Here is a 16,814-nt window from a genome sequence, read left to right on the forward strand (position 1 = left end):
AAATTAGTAATAAAGCTTTTATTATGTAACTCATGTTTAGCGTTAAATGTGATAAACTTTAGCGTTATAATTTTTATACCTGAATTTTTCAACCCAATTTTCATTTCTTTATGCGGGCTATTAAAAATTATCAATAGCCCCCATTTAGAAAGCGCAGTTTTTTAAATAAACCCTATTTTGAACATAACATATTTTCGCCTTCAGCCCTTAAAGGAGTTCAAGTGACTCAGCCTGCCAATAATACACAACCTAATTCTAATAAGTTTTTTAGCTCAGCTGATATTCGCCAAGCGTTTATAGATTTTTTTGTGAGTAAGCAGCATACACAGGTACCCTCGTCTAGCTTGGTACCTTTTAACGATCCAACCCTCTTGTTTACCAATGCGGGTATGAACCAGTTCAAGGATTGTTTTTTAGGCTCTGAAAAACGTGACTACACTCGTGCCGTTACCTCGCAAAAATGTGTACGTGCAGGTGGTAAGCACAATGATTTAGATAATGTTGGTTACACGGCCCGCCATCATACTTTCTTTGAAATGCTAGGTAACTTCTCTTTTGGGGACTATTTTAAACAAAATGCAATTCAATATGCTTGGGAGTTTTTGACCTCAAAAGACTGGTTGGGACTCGATGAGGATAAGTTGTATGTCACTATCTACGCAACAGATGACGAAGCCTTTGACATTTGGCATAACGAAGTTGGTTTAGCTGCTAATCGTATTATCCGTATTGGCGATAATAAAGGTGCTCCCTATGCTTCTGACAACTTTTGGGCAATGGGCGACACTGGACCTTGTGGACCTTGTACAGAAATATTTTATGACCATGGGGAACACGTTGAGGGAGGTCTACCTGGCACGCCAGAAGAAGATGGCGACCGCTATATAGAAGTATGGAATTTGGTTTTCATGCAGTTCAATCGTCAGCCAGATGGGTCAATGCAGCCATTACCAGCTCCAAGTGTAGATACTGGCATGGGGCTTGAACGTATCAGTGCAATTTTGCAAGGCGTTCATAGTAACTATGACATCGATTTGTTTGCTAATTTAATCACTGCTGCTGCACAAATTCTTGACATCGAAAACAAGGGTCAAGCATCATTAAAAGTCATCGCTGATCATATTCGTGCCGTGAGCTTTTTGATTGCTGATGGTGTCTTACCAAGTAATGAAGGACGTGGGTACGTGCTTCGCCGTATCATCCGTCGTGCAGTGCGTCATGGTAATAAGTTGGGTGCTACAGAAGGCTTTTTCTACAAGATGGTGTCGCCTCTTGTCATGGAGATGGGTCATGCCTATCCACAGCTGACTGAAAAACAATCCTATATTGAGGCGGCAATTGAAAAAGAAGAAGGGCAATTTGCCAAAACATTGGCTCATGGTTTGCGTTTATTAGATAGCGAGCTACAAAACTTAAAGTCTGGTGATGTTTTGTCAGGTAAAACTGCTTTTAAATTATATGATACTTATGGCTTTCCCGTTGACTTAACTGCCGATATTACCAGAGAGCGAGGTATCAGTATAGATGTGGCAGGCTTTGATGAGCAGATGGATATTCAGCGTCAGCGTGCTCGTGATGCAGGAAAATTTGATGTTGATTATTCAAGTTGTATTAAAGCTGACATACCAACTGAATTTGTTGGTTATGATCAATTGTTTGAAAAAGACATCAAGATTATCGGTGTTTACAAAGAAGGTAATGACGTAACCTCACTTAACGAAGGAGAGGAAGGCGTGATTGTTTTAGACCGCACTCCTTTTTATGCAGAAGGCGGTGGCCAAGTGGGTGAGATGGGCGAAATTCGCACAAACAGTGGCGTATTTAGCGTTCAAGATACCAAAAAATCTGGGCAGGCCATTATTCATCATGGTGTGGTAAATATGGGTAGTCTGGACAATAATCAAGTTGCTGAAGCACAGGTCATCTCAGCCCTCCGCGCAGCAAGTGCCCGCAACCATTCAGCGACCCACTTGCTTCATGCTGCTTTACGAAAGGTTTTAGGTAATGATGTCCATCAAAAAGGGTCACTTGTTACTAGCGACGTGTTAAGGTTTGACTTTTCATTTGATTCGCCAGTAAGTGCAAAAGACTTAGCAACAATTGAACGTTTGGTAAACGAACAGATTTTAGCGAATGTTGAATCAAAAATTGAATACATGAATATTGATGACGCAATGGCAAAAGGAGCAGCTGCTTTATTTGGCGAAAAATATGGCAAAACTGTGCGTGTATTGACAATGGGTACACATGAATATATTGATGGAAAAGACCTGCCTTTCTCTATCGAGCTATGTGGTGGGCTGCATGTTAAACGTACAGGAGATATTGGCTTATTTAAAATCACATCTGAAGCTGGAATAGCAGCAGGTATTCGCCGTATCGAAGCACTAACCGGTATTGGTGCACTTAAGTATGTTCAACAAGCCGACAGCCAATTAACCACGCTAGCTAACCAACTCAAGACAAAACGTCATGAAGTAGCGGACAGAGTTCAATCCATGGCAGATAAGCAGCGTGAACTGGAAAAAGAAATCGAACGTTTAAATCAAAAGCTCGCCAGTAGTCAAGCAGCCGCCTTGGTAGAGAATGTTCAACAGATTGCGGGACATAACGTACTTATCGCTAAAATATCTGGAATTGACGGTAAATCAATGCGAGGTTTGATGGATGATATGAAGTCGAAGCTACAAAATCATATCATCGTATTGATTGGCGAAAAAGACGAACAACTCGCGTTGGCTGCGTCTGTAGGTAAAAGTCTGATTTCTACTATCAAAGCTGGCGATATTATTAGACACATAGCAACTGAACTTGGGGGTAAAGGTGGCGGTAAACCAGATTACGCTCAAGGTGGTGCACCAAATGGCGAGCAATTATCAAAACTGCTTGAGCAGCTACCCAGCTGGTTAGAGTCACAGCTTATGAGTAGTCACTAGGTTAAGAAAGTGTCCTCATTTAAATGATGAGGACTAGACATACTTAACCTATGCTAAAGTCATAATGGTTAACACTTAATGATAAAGTCATTAAAGAAATGGATTATTTAATAAATGAGAAGTAATGAGTTCTTAAGCTTAATCACTAATGCTAAATTTAGGTATTAATATCAATAAGTTATAAATATAATAACTATTTACCATCATTAAACCCCTACTCTCCCTTTGATGGTATGCCAAGGTTATGTTATAAAATACGATTGTTTTATGGCACTATGCCCATAAATCAAGTTTAATTAATAAATTGCATTGCAACTTTGTTTAATCGTCCAATTTTTTTATGTTTTAATCTTTGGAATAAGCAATTCGCAATAGCCAAATTTTAAAAAGGGTTCAACATGGCGTTGATTGTACAAAAATATGGCGGTACGTCTATGGGCAGTATTGACCGTATCAAAAATGTTGCAAAGCGGGTAAAACGCTGGCATGACCATGGTCATCAAGTGGTGGTGGTGGTTTCAGCAATGAGTGGCGAAACAAACCGATTAATCGATTTAGCATTTCAGATCAGTAAACACCCCAATCCTCGTGAATACGATCAAATGGTTTCTACTGGAGAACAGGTTTCAATCTCATTATTATCTATGGCAATCAACGAGCTAGGAATAGGTGCCCGTTCATTTACTGGTGGTCAAGTCGCTATACTGACCGATAGTATGCACAACAAAGCTCGGATTGAGCATATAGACAGCAACCATATTAGAAGCGAATTAGATGCTGGCAATATTGTGGTTGTCGCAGGTTTTCAGGGTGTGGATGATAAAGGTAATATTACCACCCTTGGGCGTGGGGGATCTGATACCACAGGGGTTGCTTTGGCAGCTGCACTTGGTGCCGATGAATGTCAAATTTATACCGATGTGGATGGGGTTTATACCACAGATCCAAGGGTAACCTCTAAAGCACGTAAGCTTGATAAAATTACCTTTGAAGAGATGTTAGAAATGGCCAGTTTAGGTTCAAAGGTATTGCAAATACGAGCAGTTGAATTTGCTGGTAAATACCAAGTACCTCTACGTGTTCTCTCAAGCTTTGATGAGAGTCTTGATGGTAGTTTTGACGAAAATTTTCGCCAGAATGTTGGCACACTGATTACAGTAGACGAAGGAGACGACATGGAACAGCCAGTCATTTCAGGCATCGCATTTAATAGAGATGAAGCTAAGATTGTAGTACGCGGTGTGCCTGACCACCCTGGCGTTGCTTCTTCCATTTTAACACCAATTAGTAATGCAAATATTGAAATAGATATGATCTTACAGAACCTTTCTACTCAAGGTTTAACGGACTTTACATTTACTGTAAACCGCCCAGATTTCGATAAAGCGTTGAATATCCTAGAAGACGTTAAAGAAGATATTGAAGCTAAAGAAATTCATGGTGATAGTGACGTGGTTAAAGTATCTTTAGTTGGTGTTGGGATGCGCTCTCATGCAGGAGTCGCTAGTAAGATGTTCCAAGTTTTAGCTGAAAATAATATTAATATTCAAATGATTTCTACAAGCGAAATCAAAATTTCTGTATTAATTAAAGAGCAGTATCTGGATAAGGCTGTTAAGTCTTTACACACCGCCTTTGGTTTAGATAGAACAGAGGGCGAAAGCAAAGTGGCAGGAATTTAAACTTCAGGCTACAACATTTAGTTGTACGTTTAGATATATGAAAGAGCTTTAGTAGCTCTTTTTATCATTTATTATAAGCAGATTAAAAAGACAAGCATTAGTAACGGACTGAGTTACATAGTTTAAATTAACTGTAACCATAATTAATGCATATTTAATGACAGTTGCTTAATAAATGATTATAATGCCATGTTCTGTTGCGGCCCAAAGTATCATTATTTTGAGTATCAGTATGATGAGATATTTTACTGTATTTCTGGGCAAAATATTGATGTATGCCGTACTTTAGGCTGACTTACAGATATGTTTGCATATTTTCATGCTACTATATTTGAGATGGCTCTAAGCATATAGGATCACCTCTTTACAGGGCAAACTTTAAGGGCAACGTTATGTTTAAATTTACTTATGACATTGGTCATTCTTTTTTATTGCGACATAAGGAGTGTGACGCATGTTAATTTTAACTCGCCGTGTTGGCGAGACTCTAATGATAGGTGATGAAGTTAGTGTTACCGTTTTAGGCGTTAAGGGAAATCAAGTTCGAATTGGTGTTAATGCCCCAAAAGACATAGCGGTGCATCGTGAAGAAATTTATCAGCGCATTCAACATGAACGTGCAATGCAATCTCAGATGCAGCATTTAGAGCAAGACAGTTTCCCTGCTTCGTTTGACGATGATGATTTCTTTAATCGTTAATATTACAACTTTAGTCTTTTGTTAACGTTCTTATAGTGTCTTATTCTGATCGACACACTATTTCAAATCACTTTAATTGACAACTATTAATTAATGATAATGAGACTGTTATGAGTATCCGTTATTCTGACGTATCCGCGCTTTTAAATGGGTTGAATAAGAAAGCAATCGGTTTTAATGATGTTATAAATTTCATCGATGATTTTTATCGTTATACCCCCGTTAAATTTGTTAATGGGGAGGTTCACAATTATCCAGGACAAAATGAAGGTAGTGCAAAGATATTTGGTTTTGCCAAAATTCATGGTCTAAGTCAGTTAGATACGCTAAAACTATTTGGTGAACATTATGACTCTGTTTTAGCCTCACCAAATGGTAATGATCATGCTAATATCCGTAACTTTATGCATTGGGGTTGGCAGGCATTTCTTATGGAGAAAAATCCATTAACACCGCGCCCTGAAGTTAATGTAGCAAATATTTAATAACCTAATTATAAACACTTTACTTATAGTTTATCTTGGCAATAAAAGAGACTAATGTGTTAGCCTTTTTTTATCGCCTCTCGTTTTGTGCAATGATCCAAAAGTAGCTGATATTTAGTATAGCCAAAGTCGTATGAAATACAAAATGTATCAGAAACAGTGATCAGGTAACAAATAATGCGATATTTGGATGAATACTATATTTGTCTAAATGCCTTTTTTAACAGGGTATTTTAAAAAGCTATTTTTTAAACTTTACCGGCTGAATGCGGCCTGTTGGATTGGGAAGATTGGGGTAATGATGATTATGCTCAACATCGCACTCCTCCCCGACTACCGTTCCATCTTCTTTTACCGGCTTATGTATGAAACCTATACGTTCTTCCGCAGGTAGGTTTTCATGCTCCCAAACCATCACTGCTTGCAGACACGTTTCACGCTGTTCAGCGGTCAATTTTGTACCATCAGGCCATTTTCCTATCTCAATGGCTGTACGAAAAGATGCCACTATCTCTGGTGTCATAGCGGCTAAGATATTTTCTTTATTCATCTTATAAAACCTTTTAAATTCAATTAGCTTACAGGGGCTGGCTGCCCACTACTCATTATTTAGTCTTAAAACAATGCTTGTCATATCTAATCCAAGTCATCTAATGCAAACTCTTCAGCATGCACGTTCCAATTAAGTTTGGTACGACATGCTTCATAAAAATCAAAGCCGGGAGGATGGAGTAGTGTCAGCTTATCAGGATGCTTGCGGATATATAATCTATGATGCTGATCTAATGAAATGCTTGGTTTGCCATCCGCACTGACCATGGGTTGAGTACGGTTATCTTTGTGAATTCTAATAATAATTTCACTTTGACCACTAACCACAATAGGACGACTTGATAAAGTATGTGGATGCATTGGGACTAGACAAATTGCATCCATACTTGGATGTATAATTGGTCCTCCACCTGATAATGCATACGCAGTTGACCCAGTAGGCGTTGCTACTATCAATCCATCACTGTGCTGTCGATAAACATCTAGACCATCAATTTTCATTTGAAAATCAATCATGTGTACTGATTTACCAGCATGAAGCACAACATCATTTAGCGCCATATCCTGATGAATGACTTTATTATTTTCGTGAACTTCCATCATTAATAAAAAGCGTTGATCAAGCTGATAGTCTCCCAATAACACTTGACGCAATTTTAAACTCACTTCATGCGGATTCACATCGGTCAAAAATCCAAGACGGCCACGGTTTACACCGAGTACTGGGACTCTATAGCGAGCAAGTGATTGAGCAGCGTGAAGAATCGATCCATCACCACCGACAACAATAACAAGGTCACAAAATTCGCCAATTAAACTTCGTTTTACAATTTGATACTCACTTAGCTGATCAAGATCTAAATCAGGCAAACTTGCGGTATCAGAATCTATATATAAACTTAGTCCCATAATATTAATTTTATGGGCAACCTCTTTTATAGTAGTGACTACACTGCGTTTTTTAGCTCTACCCATGATGCCAATTCGTCTAAAAGCAGGGTTTTTAATAGAATGAAAGTGAGGCGATTCAGTTAGGTTTGGTAATTTATCAGACTGGGCGGAATTTTCCATAAGAATTCAGCTTAATAAGTTAATCAAGTTATAATACTTTTTGGCTAAGGATGCTAAAATAAGCGTGTTACATAGAACTTTTAATATAGGGCAGTTAAAGTAGACATTTTATATAAAAAAAATCTAAAACATCCGTAAATTAAGTCTTAATATAATGGTGGACTTAATCATTCTAAAATTATGATTTTGTAATGAACACAATGACGACCATTGAATTTTTATTAGGCCGCAAGCGTACCATATTATTAAAGCTTTCGCATTAAATGGCTCTATGACATTCTTTTATAATTTACGATGCATTGTTGATCTAAGAGTTATTATATTTCAAAAATCGTTTATCTTTTAGTAGATTAAGGTTTTTATATATTCACAAAAATCTACTATTTTTATTTAGTTTAGTTATCATAATAAATATATCCATGTTATTGCATTTATTTAAGAACTATTAGATTAACATCAATCTTTTATGGTTATTATTCAACATAGTCATTTTTCAAATTATTAAGGAGAGTATTATGGCAAATCCCATTGTCAGTCGCACCGATCTGGCCGTTGGCGGCGAAGCGATGACGGTAAAAGGCGTCATCCGTAAAACTACTTTTTTATTGTCACTTAGTGCCATAGCAGCTCTCGGTTTTTTCTTCTATATCATTAGTGGCTCTATTAGCGCTAGCATGGCTCAAATGGTAACGTTTGGCAGTATGTTTATTGCCTTTGGCTTAGCTATTTTTATAACGTTCAAACCTCAAAAGGCTAAAACATTTGCCGCGCCCTATGCAATTCTGGAAGGTTTATTTCTGGGCGGCGTATCTATTATGTTTATGGGTATTGACCCAAGTATTCCGACAAATGCACTTGCCGCAACCTTTGTTACTGCGGCTGTTATGTTAGGTCTATATCGTTCCGGCATGATTAAAGTGACCGAAAAGTTCCGTTCAATCATGATGTCAGCTATATTTGCAATTATGTTACTTTACATCGTTCAATGGGGCTTTGTTCTTTTTGGCTCTAGCCTACCCTTCTTATTCAACGGTGGTATGATTTCGATTGGATTTAGCCTATTTGTAGTCGTTATTGCTTCATTTAGTTTATTATTAGACTTTGATAACATCGAACGTGGTGTTGCAATGGGTGTCTCTGAGGATTATGAATGGGTATTTGGTATTGGTGTGTTAGCAACACTAGTATGGATGTACTTTGAGTTTATGCGTTTGCTTAGCCACTTTAATGACTAAATTATTTTTTCAATTATGTATAAGTTGTAAACAGGCTTAATTTAACAAGATGTTCATTTTAAAGGCTGCCGATCACGGCGGCCTTTTTGATATTTAATTCATGCTATTCTTTTTTTAGGCGCAGAGCGTTTAACACGACAAACAATGAACTTATAGACATTCCAATAGCTGCAAGCCAAGGGGGAACATAGCCAAAAGCAGCGGGGAATAGAACAACTACGTTGTAGCCAATAGCCCAGCGTATGTTTTGCTGAATAATAACTTGAGCCTTATCGGCAACTCGTTTGGCATCATATACAGAAGTCACTGCACCATTTAAGATGACACTGTCACTCGATACTTGGGCTAAATCAGCCGCACCAGCAATAGCAGTAGAAATATTAGCAGCGGCCAAAACAGGCGCATCGTTTATACCGTCTCCTACCATCATAACCACATGACCAGCTTGTTGTAGCTTTTTAATATGGTTTACTTTATCTGATGGAGACAATCCTTTGTACATTTGATTCACACCCAGCTCAGCAGCAATTTTATTAGCATGATCACTGGGGTCTCCTGTTAAAATAAGGGTTTCAATATTTTTAGCTTGAAGCGCCGCTATCATCTCTGCCATGCCCTCTCTTACACTGTCACTGAAGTAGTACAAGGCAAGCGGCTGCCAGATGCCTTCTCTTTTTTGTTTCTCCTTTATTGCCTCTATATTTTGACAATCCCATCTAGAAAGCAGAACTGCGGAGCTGGCATTATGTGCTTTAAGGTTGATATCAATGTCACAATGGTTATCTACAGCCGAACTGACACCATCATTTTGTAGGGCAAAGTCAACATGTCCCAAACGGTATTTGTTATTTTTACCAATGCCCTCTACTTGTGCCTCAATACCACCCGCAGGATAATGTGTAAGCTTAGTGACAGAAGGGAGATGCAATTGATACGCAGCATCTAATAGCGCACTAGCAATGGGGTGTCTACTACCTACTTCTAATGAGGCAGCGATAGCCAATAAATCATCCTTGGTATGATTAAAGTTGGTATGATTAAAATTGGTATGGTTAAGCGAACCTTGTTGAGTCGCTAAATTATCGATAAACAGCAAGTTTGGCTTACCGTAAGTTAACGTCCCTGTTTTATCAAAAGCAACATGGCTTATCTCGCCCAAAGTTTGGATAGTATGCCCTCGAGTGGTCAAAAACCCATAACTGGCTAACCGATTTGTCGATACCGTTAATGCAATAGGTGTTGCCAGTGATAAAGCGCATGGACAAGTGGCGACTAATACAGCAACTGTTGCCCAAATTGCTTGCGAGGGATCAACAAAGTACCACGCTACGAATACGATAATTGATAGCAATAAAATTCGGGCAATAAACCACCTTGCCCATTTGTCCGCTTGCTCAGCTATTTTAGGTTTTTCACTCATTGCTCGGTTCATTAACCGGTCAATTAATGCAATTTGGCTATTTTCAGGTAAGGCAGTTACTAGCATAATAAAGGGCTGACTGTCATTTTGTGAGCCACCGATAATGTTATCACCCTGTTTTTTTACGATAAGATTACTCTCACCTGTTAGCAAACTTTGTGATACTGTCGCTGTCTCACTACACAGCACTCCATCTGCAACGACTTCAGACCCCGCCTCAATCATAATAACGTCGCCAATGTTTAAAGAGTGAGATGTGACCATTTGAGTCGCTGGTTTAGCTGTTATTTCATTTGCCGTTATTTCATTTACCGTTATATAGTTGCGTTCACTAGGCGCTGAATTTTGAGCATGTTGAATCAACTCGCCCAACTTTTTCAGTTGGCTAAGCTTGCTAAGGCTGATTGCATGACTTGAAAACGCCTCTGTTATTGAAGACTTATTAAGAGCAGTGTCTTTTATAGAAACATTATTGGTATCAAGGTAGAGGTCAAGACTACCATTATCTTTATTATTTTGCCTATCTACATTGAAGCTACTGGTATTGGGCTCAGCGGCGCTTGCTTCATCACTTTTGTTTAAAGTATTAATGGATAATGCATCGACTAACGAGAGAGCCAACTCTGGTTCAGAGGTTATCTTTTGTACAATTGTTGGTTCAACCACAACTAAGTCATTCGCCATGTTAGCGGCTTTTAAGCGGGCATTGTGCTCTATATATTTTCCTGCAAGCAAAAAGAACACGAACATGCTAACTGAATCAAAGTAGGTGTCGCCTCCACCGGTCATAGTTGCGTATAAACTTGCAAAAAAAGTTACGGTTAAAGCGATACTAACCGGTACATCCATATTAACTTGGCGAATTTTTAAGGCAGACCATGCAGAGGTAAAAAAGGGAACGGCTGAATAAAAGAAAACAGGTATGCTGACAAATAATGATACCCAACGTAAAAAATCCCGCTGCTCAACTAACATGCCGCTGTAATTACCAAAATATATTCCAACGGCAAACATCATCGCCTGCATCGCCCCTAAAGCCGCTATACCTAACCGAATCATCATGGTTTTGTTGTAACTTGCCAGCATCGCTTCATGTGTATCTTGACGATAAGGTTTGGCATCATAACCAATCTTATTAATCGTCATTAAAATCTCACTAATGGGCAACTTTTTTTCGTCCCATATAACTCGCATACGTTGGTTAGTTAAATTAACCTGACACTGCTTAATCCCATCAAGCTCATAGAGTCTTGATTCAATCAACCAAGTACATGCAGCACAGCGCAAATTATTAACGGACAATTCTGCGACAGATGCCCCCTCCTGTGAATAGATAAACTGGGACTTGATGTCATCATGATCGTAAGCTTGCAAACGTTCGAGCTCAGTTGGCATACTGGCTGTTCTATTAATCTCTGAACGGTCTAAATAATATTGCTCTAACCCTGCCTCTACGATACTCTCTGCCGCTAACTGACAGCCCATGCAGCACATTAATCTAGACTCGCCAAGTATAAATGCAGTAAAAGGGGGGGTTGGGACGGGATCACCACAATGGAAGCAGCAGCCTTCATCTGGCAACACTAAGTCGTTAATATCGTAAGCGACTTGGTTATTCATAATCGCGGAAGAAGGAGCATTATGCTTAAGCGAAGGCACGTTATTCTGATGAGTCATATTATTGTATACAGCACTAAATATTGAACAAAATGTATGTGCTATTGTATCAGGTAAAACCGTGGGGTAAGTTTTATAAATGAGAATTTGCCACAAGTTACCTTATCTTAATTAATCCATCATTGAATGGTTAACGCCAGTCGTATGACAGTTTAAAGTGCTGAAAACATAAACATCATTTTGATTTATACTTTTTTCATTTGGCACCCTGCGTTTGTAACTATCATAAATGTACCCTTAAGTAGTTTGAGTTATGTGTAATATCAATGAAAAAGATGAAATAATGTTGATTTAATTGTGTATTAACCTTAACCACGTTGAAAAAATCATTGTTTTAAGTCATTATAATCTGGTCTTTTTTTAGTTGGTAATTCTATCGTGCAAAGCAATTCATCTTATTCAAAATTAACCCTAGCAAAACAAGCATCAGCGGTTTCCCAAAATAAATTCAGTTTATCCAATAGTCCTGCTGGCAAACCAAACCAAAGCCATCAACGCGGGGTGGTTTTTAGCTTGTTATTATTAATCATCTTGATTGTAGGTATGTTGCTTTTAGCAATGTATCTTATTAAACAAGATAGAGTGATTACCGCTAAGTTTGAAGGTAAACGCTGGAATATACCTGCTAAAGTTTTCTCACAACCTTTAGAGCTCTATAAAGGAGCACCACTAACCAGTAAAAATCTAGAGTCTTGGCTTGGTATGCTTAATTACAAAGTGAGTGCCAACTATAAACAAACCGGTACTTATAGTAAATCTTCTAGCCAATATACAATACATACTCGAGGTTTTAAATATAGTGCCAATGATGTTGACCCAGACCAAGTCATAAAAATCAATATCCAAAACTCGCAAATTACTAGCATCAAAAGTACGCAGCCAAGTGATACGGGTATTGTTCGCATTGAGCCTATAACCATTGGTGGGATTTATCCGGATAATAATGAAGACCGAATGGTCGTGGCCATTGAAGATGTTCCTCAACCCCTAATCGATGCTCTAATTTCAACTGAAGACCGTAGTTTTTATGACCACAAAGGTGTATCAATACGAGGTATTGCTAGGGCTGTATTGAATAATTTAAAAGGTCAATCTATGCAAGGGGGATCTACCCTAACTCAGCAATTGGTTAAAAACTTTTATTTGAACTCAGATCGCACACTCAAACGTAAAGCCAATGAGGCAGTTATGGCATTACTGCTTGAGCTACATTATGATAAAGATGAAATTTTGCAAGCCTATTTAAATGAAATTACTTTAGGTCAAAATGGTAACCGTTCAATTAATGGCTTTGCTTTAGCGTCACAGTTTTATTTTGATCAGCCTCTTAAAGAGTTACGACTTGATCAACAAGCTATGTTAGTTGGATTGGCTAAAGGGACGACTACTTATAATCCAAGACGTAACCCAGAGCGTGCCCTTGAACGTCGTAATACCGTACTTATGAATATGCTGACCATGGGGAAAATTGACCAATCGACTTATGATGAAGCAATTAAAAGACCGCTAGATGTTGTTGAAAAACCAAACGTTGGTAAAAGTCGCTTCCCTGATTTTTTAGATATAGTAAAACGAGAGTTAAAGGCTAACTACCACCAAGAAGATTTAAAAAATGAAGGGTTACGTATCTTTAGTACCCTTGACCCAATCGCACAATCAGCAGCTGATTCAGCAGTTACCAAACAACTTAAAGCATTACGAAAGAAAAGCGCTAAAACTAAATCTTTGCAGGCAGCATTGGTCAGTGCTAATCCAGCTTCAGGCGAACTCGTCGCTGTTGTAGGTAGTGGCAGTGAATTTACTGGGTTTAATAGGGCCGTTGATGCCAAACGACAAGTTGGCTCGCTACTAAAGCCTTTCATATATATGACCGCACTAGAGAGCGGCAAGTATAATTTAGCGAGTCAAGTTAGTGATAATCCGGTGACGGTAACCTTATCAGATGGTACTACGTGGTCTCCTAAAAACTACGATGGTCGAGATCATGGATATGTTCCATTAACTATAGCATTAGCCAAATCTTATAACCAAGCGGCGGTTAATGTGGGTATGGAATTCGGTATAGGTACTTTCATCAATCAGCTCCACCGCTTAGGTATCACAACTGAAATCCACACCTATCCCTCGGTTCTATTAGGATCTGTTGAGCTTAGCCCTATGGATATGCTTGGCGTCTACCAAGTGTTAGCGGCCGGCGGATTTCGTACCCCAATTATCAGTATTCGCTCAGTAGTTGATGACAGAGGAAAAATCTTACAACGTTCGGGGCTTGATACCAAACGAAGCGTACCACCTGATGTGAACTACCTTACCAATTATGCGATGCAAGAAGTGGTACGTAATGGGACTGCCAAGTCTTTACAATCTCTCGGAAGCCAGTTAAAGCTTGCTGGCAAGACAGGAACGACCAATGACTATCGAGATGCATGGTTTGCAGGATATAGTGGCAACTATATTAGCGTTGCATGGGTGGGGCGTGATGACAATAAGCCTATAGGTCTTAGTGGTAGTAGCGGCGCACTCCCTGTTTGGAAAGACTATATGGGAAGATTACGCCTGACTCCTGTTAATTTGGCCCAACCTGAAAACATTGAATGGATGTGGTTAGAAAACGGTACTGGTAAGCTCTCGCATGAAAGTTGTGCTCAAGCGAAGTATCTACCGGTACGTAGTAAATATATACCTGAGGAGGCTAGTGAATGTGCCATTAGGCTCTATCAACAAGAGCAGGCTCGTAAGCAAATTCAGTGGCTCCAAAGTCAACAAGAGGCACTACGTGAACAAAGTAGGCAAGCTGCACCTGAACAAGGGGCTGGTGAACAACAACCTAATAGTCCTACTCAAAATGAAGATAATGTAGCCACGCCATCGGGAAATATTAGCAGTGAAAGTAATGGTCGTGAGCCCGCTAATGACAGTACTTGGTACGATCAGGCCCTTGAATGGTTTTAAGTTAATCATTATTTGATCAATACAAACGTCTGTGCTGGTTTGAAAGTATAGACGATTTAATTTATATTCTGCTTTCATACTTTTAAATAATAACTTTTGGGTTTTCAAAATGCTAACTAATACGAGTAATGATACTCAGAAAAAAATAGATAAGTTGCTAATAACGGCATCATGCTTTGGTTTTCTAACACTGACTGGCTGCCAAACAACCACAGGAGTGCCTCACCCTCAATCAAATAAAACCACAAACTACCCCACCATTTATCAAGCAGATTCGCAGACTATCAATGAGGGCTCTCATCAAAGTACCCAACATCAAAGTACCCAACATCAAAGTACCCAATATCAAAGTACAAAAGTAATCCAAAATAAAAACAAGCCTTTACAACAGCCTAGTAATCACACTATACAAGAGCAACCTAGCGATTATACAAATTCATCACAACCTGATTTATCTGCCCCTACTCCTGAATCCAGCTCTAAAACAAATAGCAAGAAATATGACCAACAACAACCAGTTATCCCAAGTATTAGCGAAAATAAACCTTCATCCGATAAACCTAATTCTATCTATATCATTAAGCCCCCAGAAAATGATGCCAAAACAGCCAGACAAATACTTCTAGAACAGGCAAGACAAAATTCGCAACAAAAGACAAAATCTTCTAGGGTTATTCAAAATGGCGATAATATTCCTGCATTTAGAAAACTAATGAACACGGGAGTTAGACAACTTCGTCAAGGTCAGCTATCTTCAGCCCAAAGCACTTTTACTAGAGCACAACGTCTCGCACCACAATCTTCAGCGGTTTACTTCTATTTAGGGCAAGTTGCCTTGAAACAAAATCAAGCCTTAAAAGCGGAAGCGATGGCAAGGCGCGGTTTGGTTGTTGCTCAATCTACTTCTAGAAAAAAAGCCCTATGGCAGCTGGTGTTAAAATCTGCTCAAATGCAAGGCAATCAAAGAGTCATCAATGAAGCTAGGGCTGCTTTATCTAAATAAGTAGCGCCTGTAAACTTTTATAACATATCAAGTACTGCTTATAATAGGCAAGCCTTTAAGGATTTTTATGAATTGGCAACAACTTTATCTACAATGCGAAAAAAAGGATGTTGAGTTAGCAGAGAGCTTGTTACTCGAGGAAGGCGCACTTTCTATAAGCCTAGAGGACGCTGGAGATCAGCCTTTATTTGAGCCTCTGCCTGGACATTCACCACTTTGGGATAACGTTGTCTTAACGGGTTTATTTGAAGCAGGCAGCGCGCACAGTATTGAAACAATAGCCCATGATATCGCTAGTCAAATTAATGCCAGCCGTGTTTGGACAACCCCACTTGAAGATAAAGATTGGGAACGAGAGTGGATGTCTCACTACAATCCGATTGAATGCACTAATAATTTGTGGATTGTGCCAAAATGGATGACACCCCCTAATCCGAATGCCATTAATATAATGATGGATCCTGGTCTAGCATTTGGTACAGGATATCACGCTACCACTCGCCTTTGTTTAGATTGGTTATCTGATCAAGATGTTAGAGATAAAGTTATTATTGATTATGGCTGCGGCTCAGGAATATTAGGCATTGCCGCTTTATTATTAGGCGCAAAACAAGTTTATAGTGTTGATATTGATCCTCAAGCTGTCTTGTCAACCAACCAAAATGCTGAACGCAATGGGATTAAAGATAAACTTAATGCCTACTTACCAGAGGATTTCTCAAAAGAGCTTAATAACAATAACATTCCCGATTCGGATATCATTATTGCAAATATATTGGCTAAGCCTTTGATCGACCTGGCTCCTTATTTTGCCACTTTAAGCAAACCAAATGGTAGTATCGTGCTGTCTGGGCTAATTAAAGAGCAAGTTAACGACGTCATAAAGGCCTATGAACCTTGGTTCGATCTTAGCTCGAATCATTCATATGAAAAGTTTGAAGATGCACATTGGCATCGCCTATCAGGCAAGTATAAACTGTAGCGATAGATAGCAACATCTGCTAATATATATCAGATAGTTGGTCTAAAATTGTCTATAGCCTCAATGGGCACTTAATGCTGTTAAGTCTTTCAAATATAATCTTTAAAGCTTTGGTAAAC

The 16,814-nt window shown here is 38.9% G+C and carries 11 protein-coding genes; 8 read left to right on the forward strand and 3 right to left on the reverse strand.

The window, feature by feature from the left end:
• The first annotated feature begins 221 nt into the window (after positions 1–221).
• From alaS to AC2SLL_RS01685, 4 genes are all read left to right on the forward strand, one after another.
• On the forward strand, positions 222–2,936 hold the full coding sequence (gene alaS, locus AC2SLL_RS01670) for an alanine--tRNA ligase (protein ID WP_486529944.1): 2,715 nt from the start codon (positions 222–224) through the stop codon (positions 2,934–2,936).
• 398 nt (positions 2,937–3,334) lie between these two features.
• Positions 3,335–4,618, forward strand: coding sequence for an aspartate kinase (locus AC2SLL_RS01675; protein WP_486529945.1), 1,284 nt, complete (start codon positions 3,335–3,337; stop codon positions 4,616–4,618).
• A gap of 454 nt (positions 4,619–5,072) precedes the next feature.
• Complete coding sequence (gene csrA / locus AC2SLL_RS01680; protein WP_486529946.1) at positions 5,073–5,318, forward strand: carbon storage regulator CsrA; 246 nt, start codon at positions 5,073–5,075, stop codon at positions 5,316–5,318.
• A gap of 110 nt (positions 5,319–5,428) precedes the next feature.
• The gene (locus AC2SLL_RS01685) at positions 5,429–5,803 is read left to right on the forward strand and encodes a HopJ type III effector protein (RefSeq protein WP_486529947.1); all 375 of its coding nucleotides are present in this window, start codon (positions 5,429–5,431) and stop codon (positions 5,801–5,803) included.
• Positions 5,804–6,044: 241 nt separating this feature from the next.
• Here the strand turns inward: AC2SLL_RS01685 and AC2SLL_RS01690 are convergent, their stop codons facing one another.
• A complete protein-coding gene (locus tag AC2SLL_RS01690; RefSeq protein ID WP_486529948.1) occupies positions 6,045–6,353 on the reverse strand; it encodes a YeaC family protein in 309 nt (102 codons plus the stop codon).
• A gap of 86 nt (positions 6,354–6,439) precedes the next feature.
• Positions 6,440–7,426: an NAD(+) kinase gene (locus AC2SLL_RS01695; protein WP_486529949.1), complete on the reverse strand. Its 987-nt coding sequence runs from the start codon at positions 7,424–7,426 to the stop codon at positions 6,440–6,442.
• Positions 7,427–7,941: 515 nt separating this feature from the next.
• Here AC2SLL_RS01695 and AC2SLL_RS01700 point away from each other — a divergent pair.
• Positions 7,942–8,661 carry a Bax inhibitor-1/YccA family protein gene (locus AC2SLL_RS01700; protein ID WP_486529950.1) on the forward strand — a complete coding sequence of 240 codons (720 nt, stop codon included), beginning with the start codon at positions 7,942–7,944 and terminating at the stop codon, positions 8,659–8,661.
• Positions 8,662–8,764: 103 nt separating this feature from the next.
• On the opposite strand, the gene AC2SLL_RS01705 is transcribed toward AC2SLL_RS01700, so the two are convergent.
• Complete coding sequence (locus AC2SLL_RS01705) at positions 8,765–11,758, reverse strand: heavy metal translocating P-type ATPase (protein WP_486529951.1); 2,994 nt, start codon at positions 11,756–11,758, stop codon at positions 8,765–8,767.
• A gap of 543 nt (positions 11,759–12,301) precedes the next feature.
• On the opposite strand from AC2SLL_RS01705, the gene mrcB reads away from it, so the two are divergent.
• From mrcB to prmA, 3 genes are all read left to right on the forward strand, one after another.
• Positions 12,302–14,710, forward strand: coding sequence for a penicillin-binding protein 1B (gene mrcB, locus AC2SLL_RS01710; protein WP_486530172.1), 2,409 nt, complete (start codon positions 12,302–12,304; stop codon positions 14,708–14,710).
• Between the two features lie 109 nt (positions 14,711–14,819).
• Positions 14,820–15,713, forward strand: coding sequence for a tetratricopeptide repeat protein (locus AC2SLL_RS01715; protein WP_486529952.1), 894 nt, complete (start codon positions 14,820–14,822; stop codon positions 15,711–15,713).
• A gap of 67 nt (positions 15,714–15,780) precedes the next feature.
• On the forward strand, positions 15,781–16,695 hold the full coding sequence (gene prmA, locus AC2SLL_RS01720; RefSeq protein WP_486529953.1) for a 50S ribosomal protein L11 methyltransferase: 915 nt from the start codon (positions 15,781–15,783) through the stop codon (positions 16,693–16,695).
• Positions 16,696–16,814: the final 119 nt, after the last annotated feature.

Source organism: Psychrobacter sp. CX97, assembly GCF_057396285.1.

Bases quoted from the DNA above. Each gene is read 5' to 3' on its own strand.
- AC2SLL_RS01675 (WP_486529945.1), top strand. From the start codon at position 3,335: ATGGCGTTGATTGTACAAAAATATGGCGGTACGTCTATGGGCAGTATT.
- AC2SLL_RS01715 (WP_486529952.1), top strand. From the start codon at position 14,820: ATGCTAACTAATACGAGTAATGATACTCAGAAAAAAATAGATAAGTTG.
- AC2SLL_RS01705 (WP_486529951.1), bottom strand. From the start codon at position 11,758: ATGACTCATCAGAATAACGTGCCTTCGCTTAAGCATAATGCTCCTTCT.
- AC2SLL_RS01700 (WP_486529950.1), top strand. From the start codon at position 7,942: ATGGCAAATCCCATTGTCAGTCGCACCGATCTGGCCGTTGGCGGCGAA.
- mrcB (WP_486530172.1), top strand. From the start codon at position 12,302: ATGTTGCTTTTAGCAATGTATCTTATTAAACAAGATAGAGTGATTACC.
- AC2SLL_RS01690 (WP_486529948.1), bottom strand. From the start codon at position 6,353: ATGAATAAAGAAAATATCTTAGCCGCTATGACACCAGAGATAGTGGCA.
- csrA (WP_486529946.1), top strand. From the start codon at position 5,073: ATGTTAATTTTAACTCGCCGTGTTGGCGAGACTCTAATGATAGGTGAT.
- prmA (WP_486529953.1), top strand. From the start codon at position 15,781: ATGAATTGGCAACAACTTTATCTACAATGCGAAAAAAAGGATGTTGAG.
- AC2SLL_RS01695 (WP_486529949.1), bottom strand. From the start codon at position 7,426: ATGGAAAATTCCGCCCAGTCTGATAAATTACCAAACCTAACTGAATCG.
- AC2SLL_RS01685 (WP_486529947.1), top strand. From the start codon at position 5,429: ATGAGTATCCGTTATTCTGACGTATCCGCGCTTTTAAATGGGTTGAAT.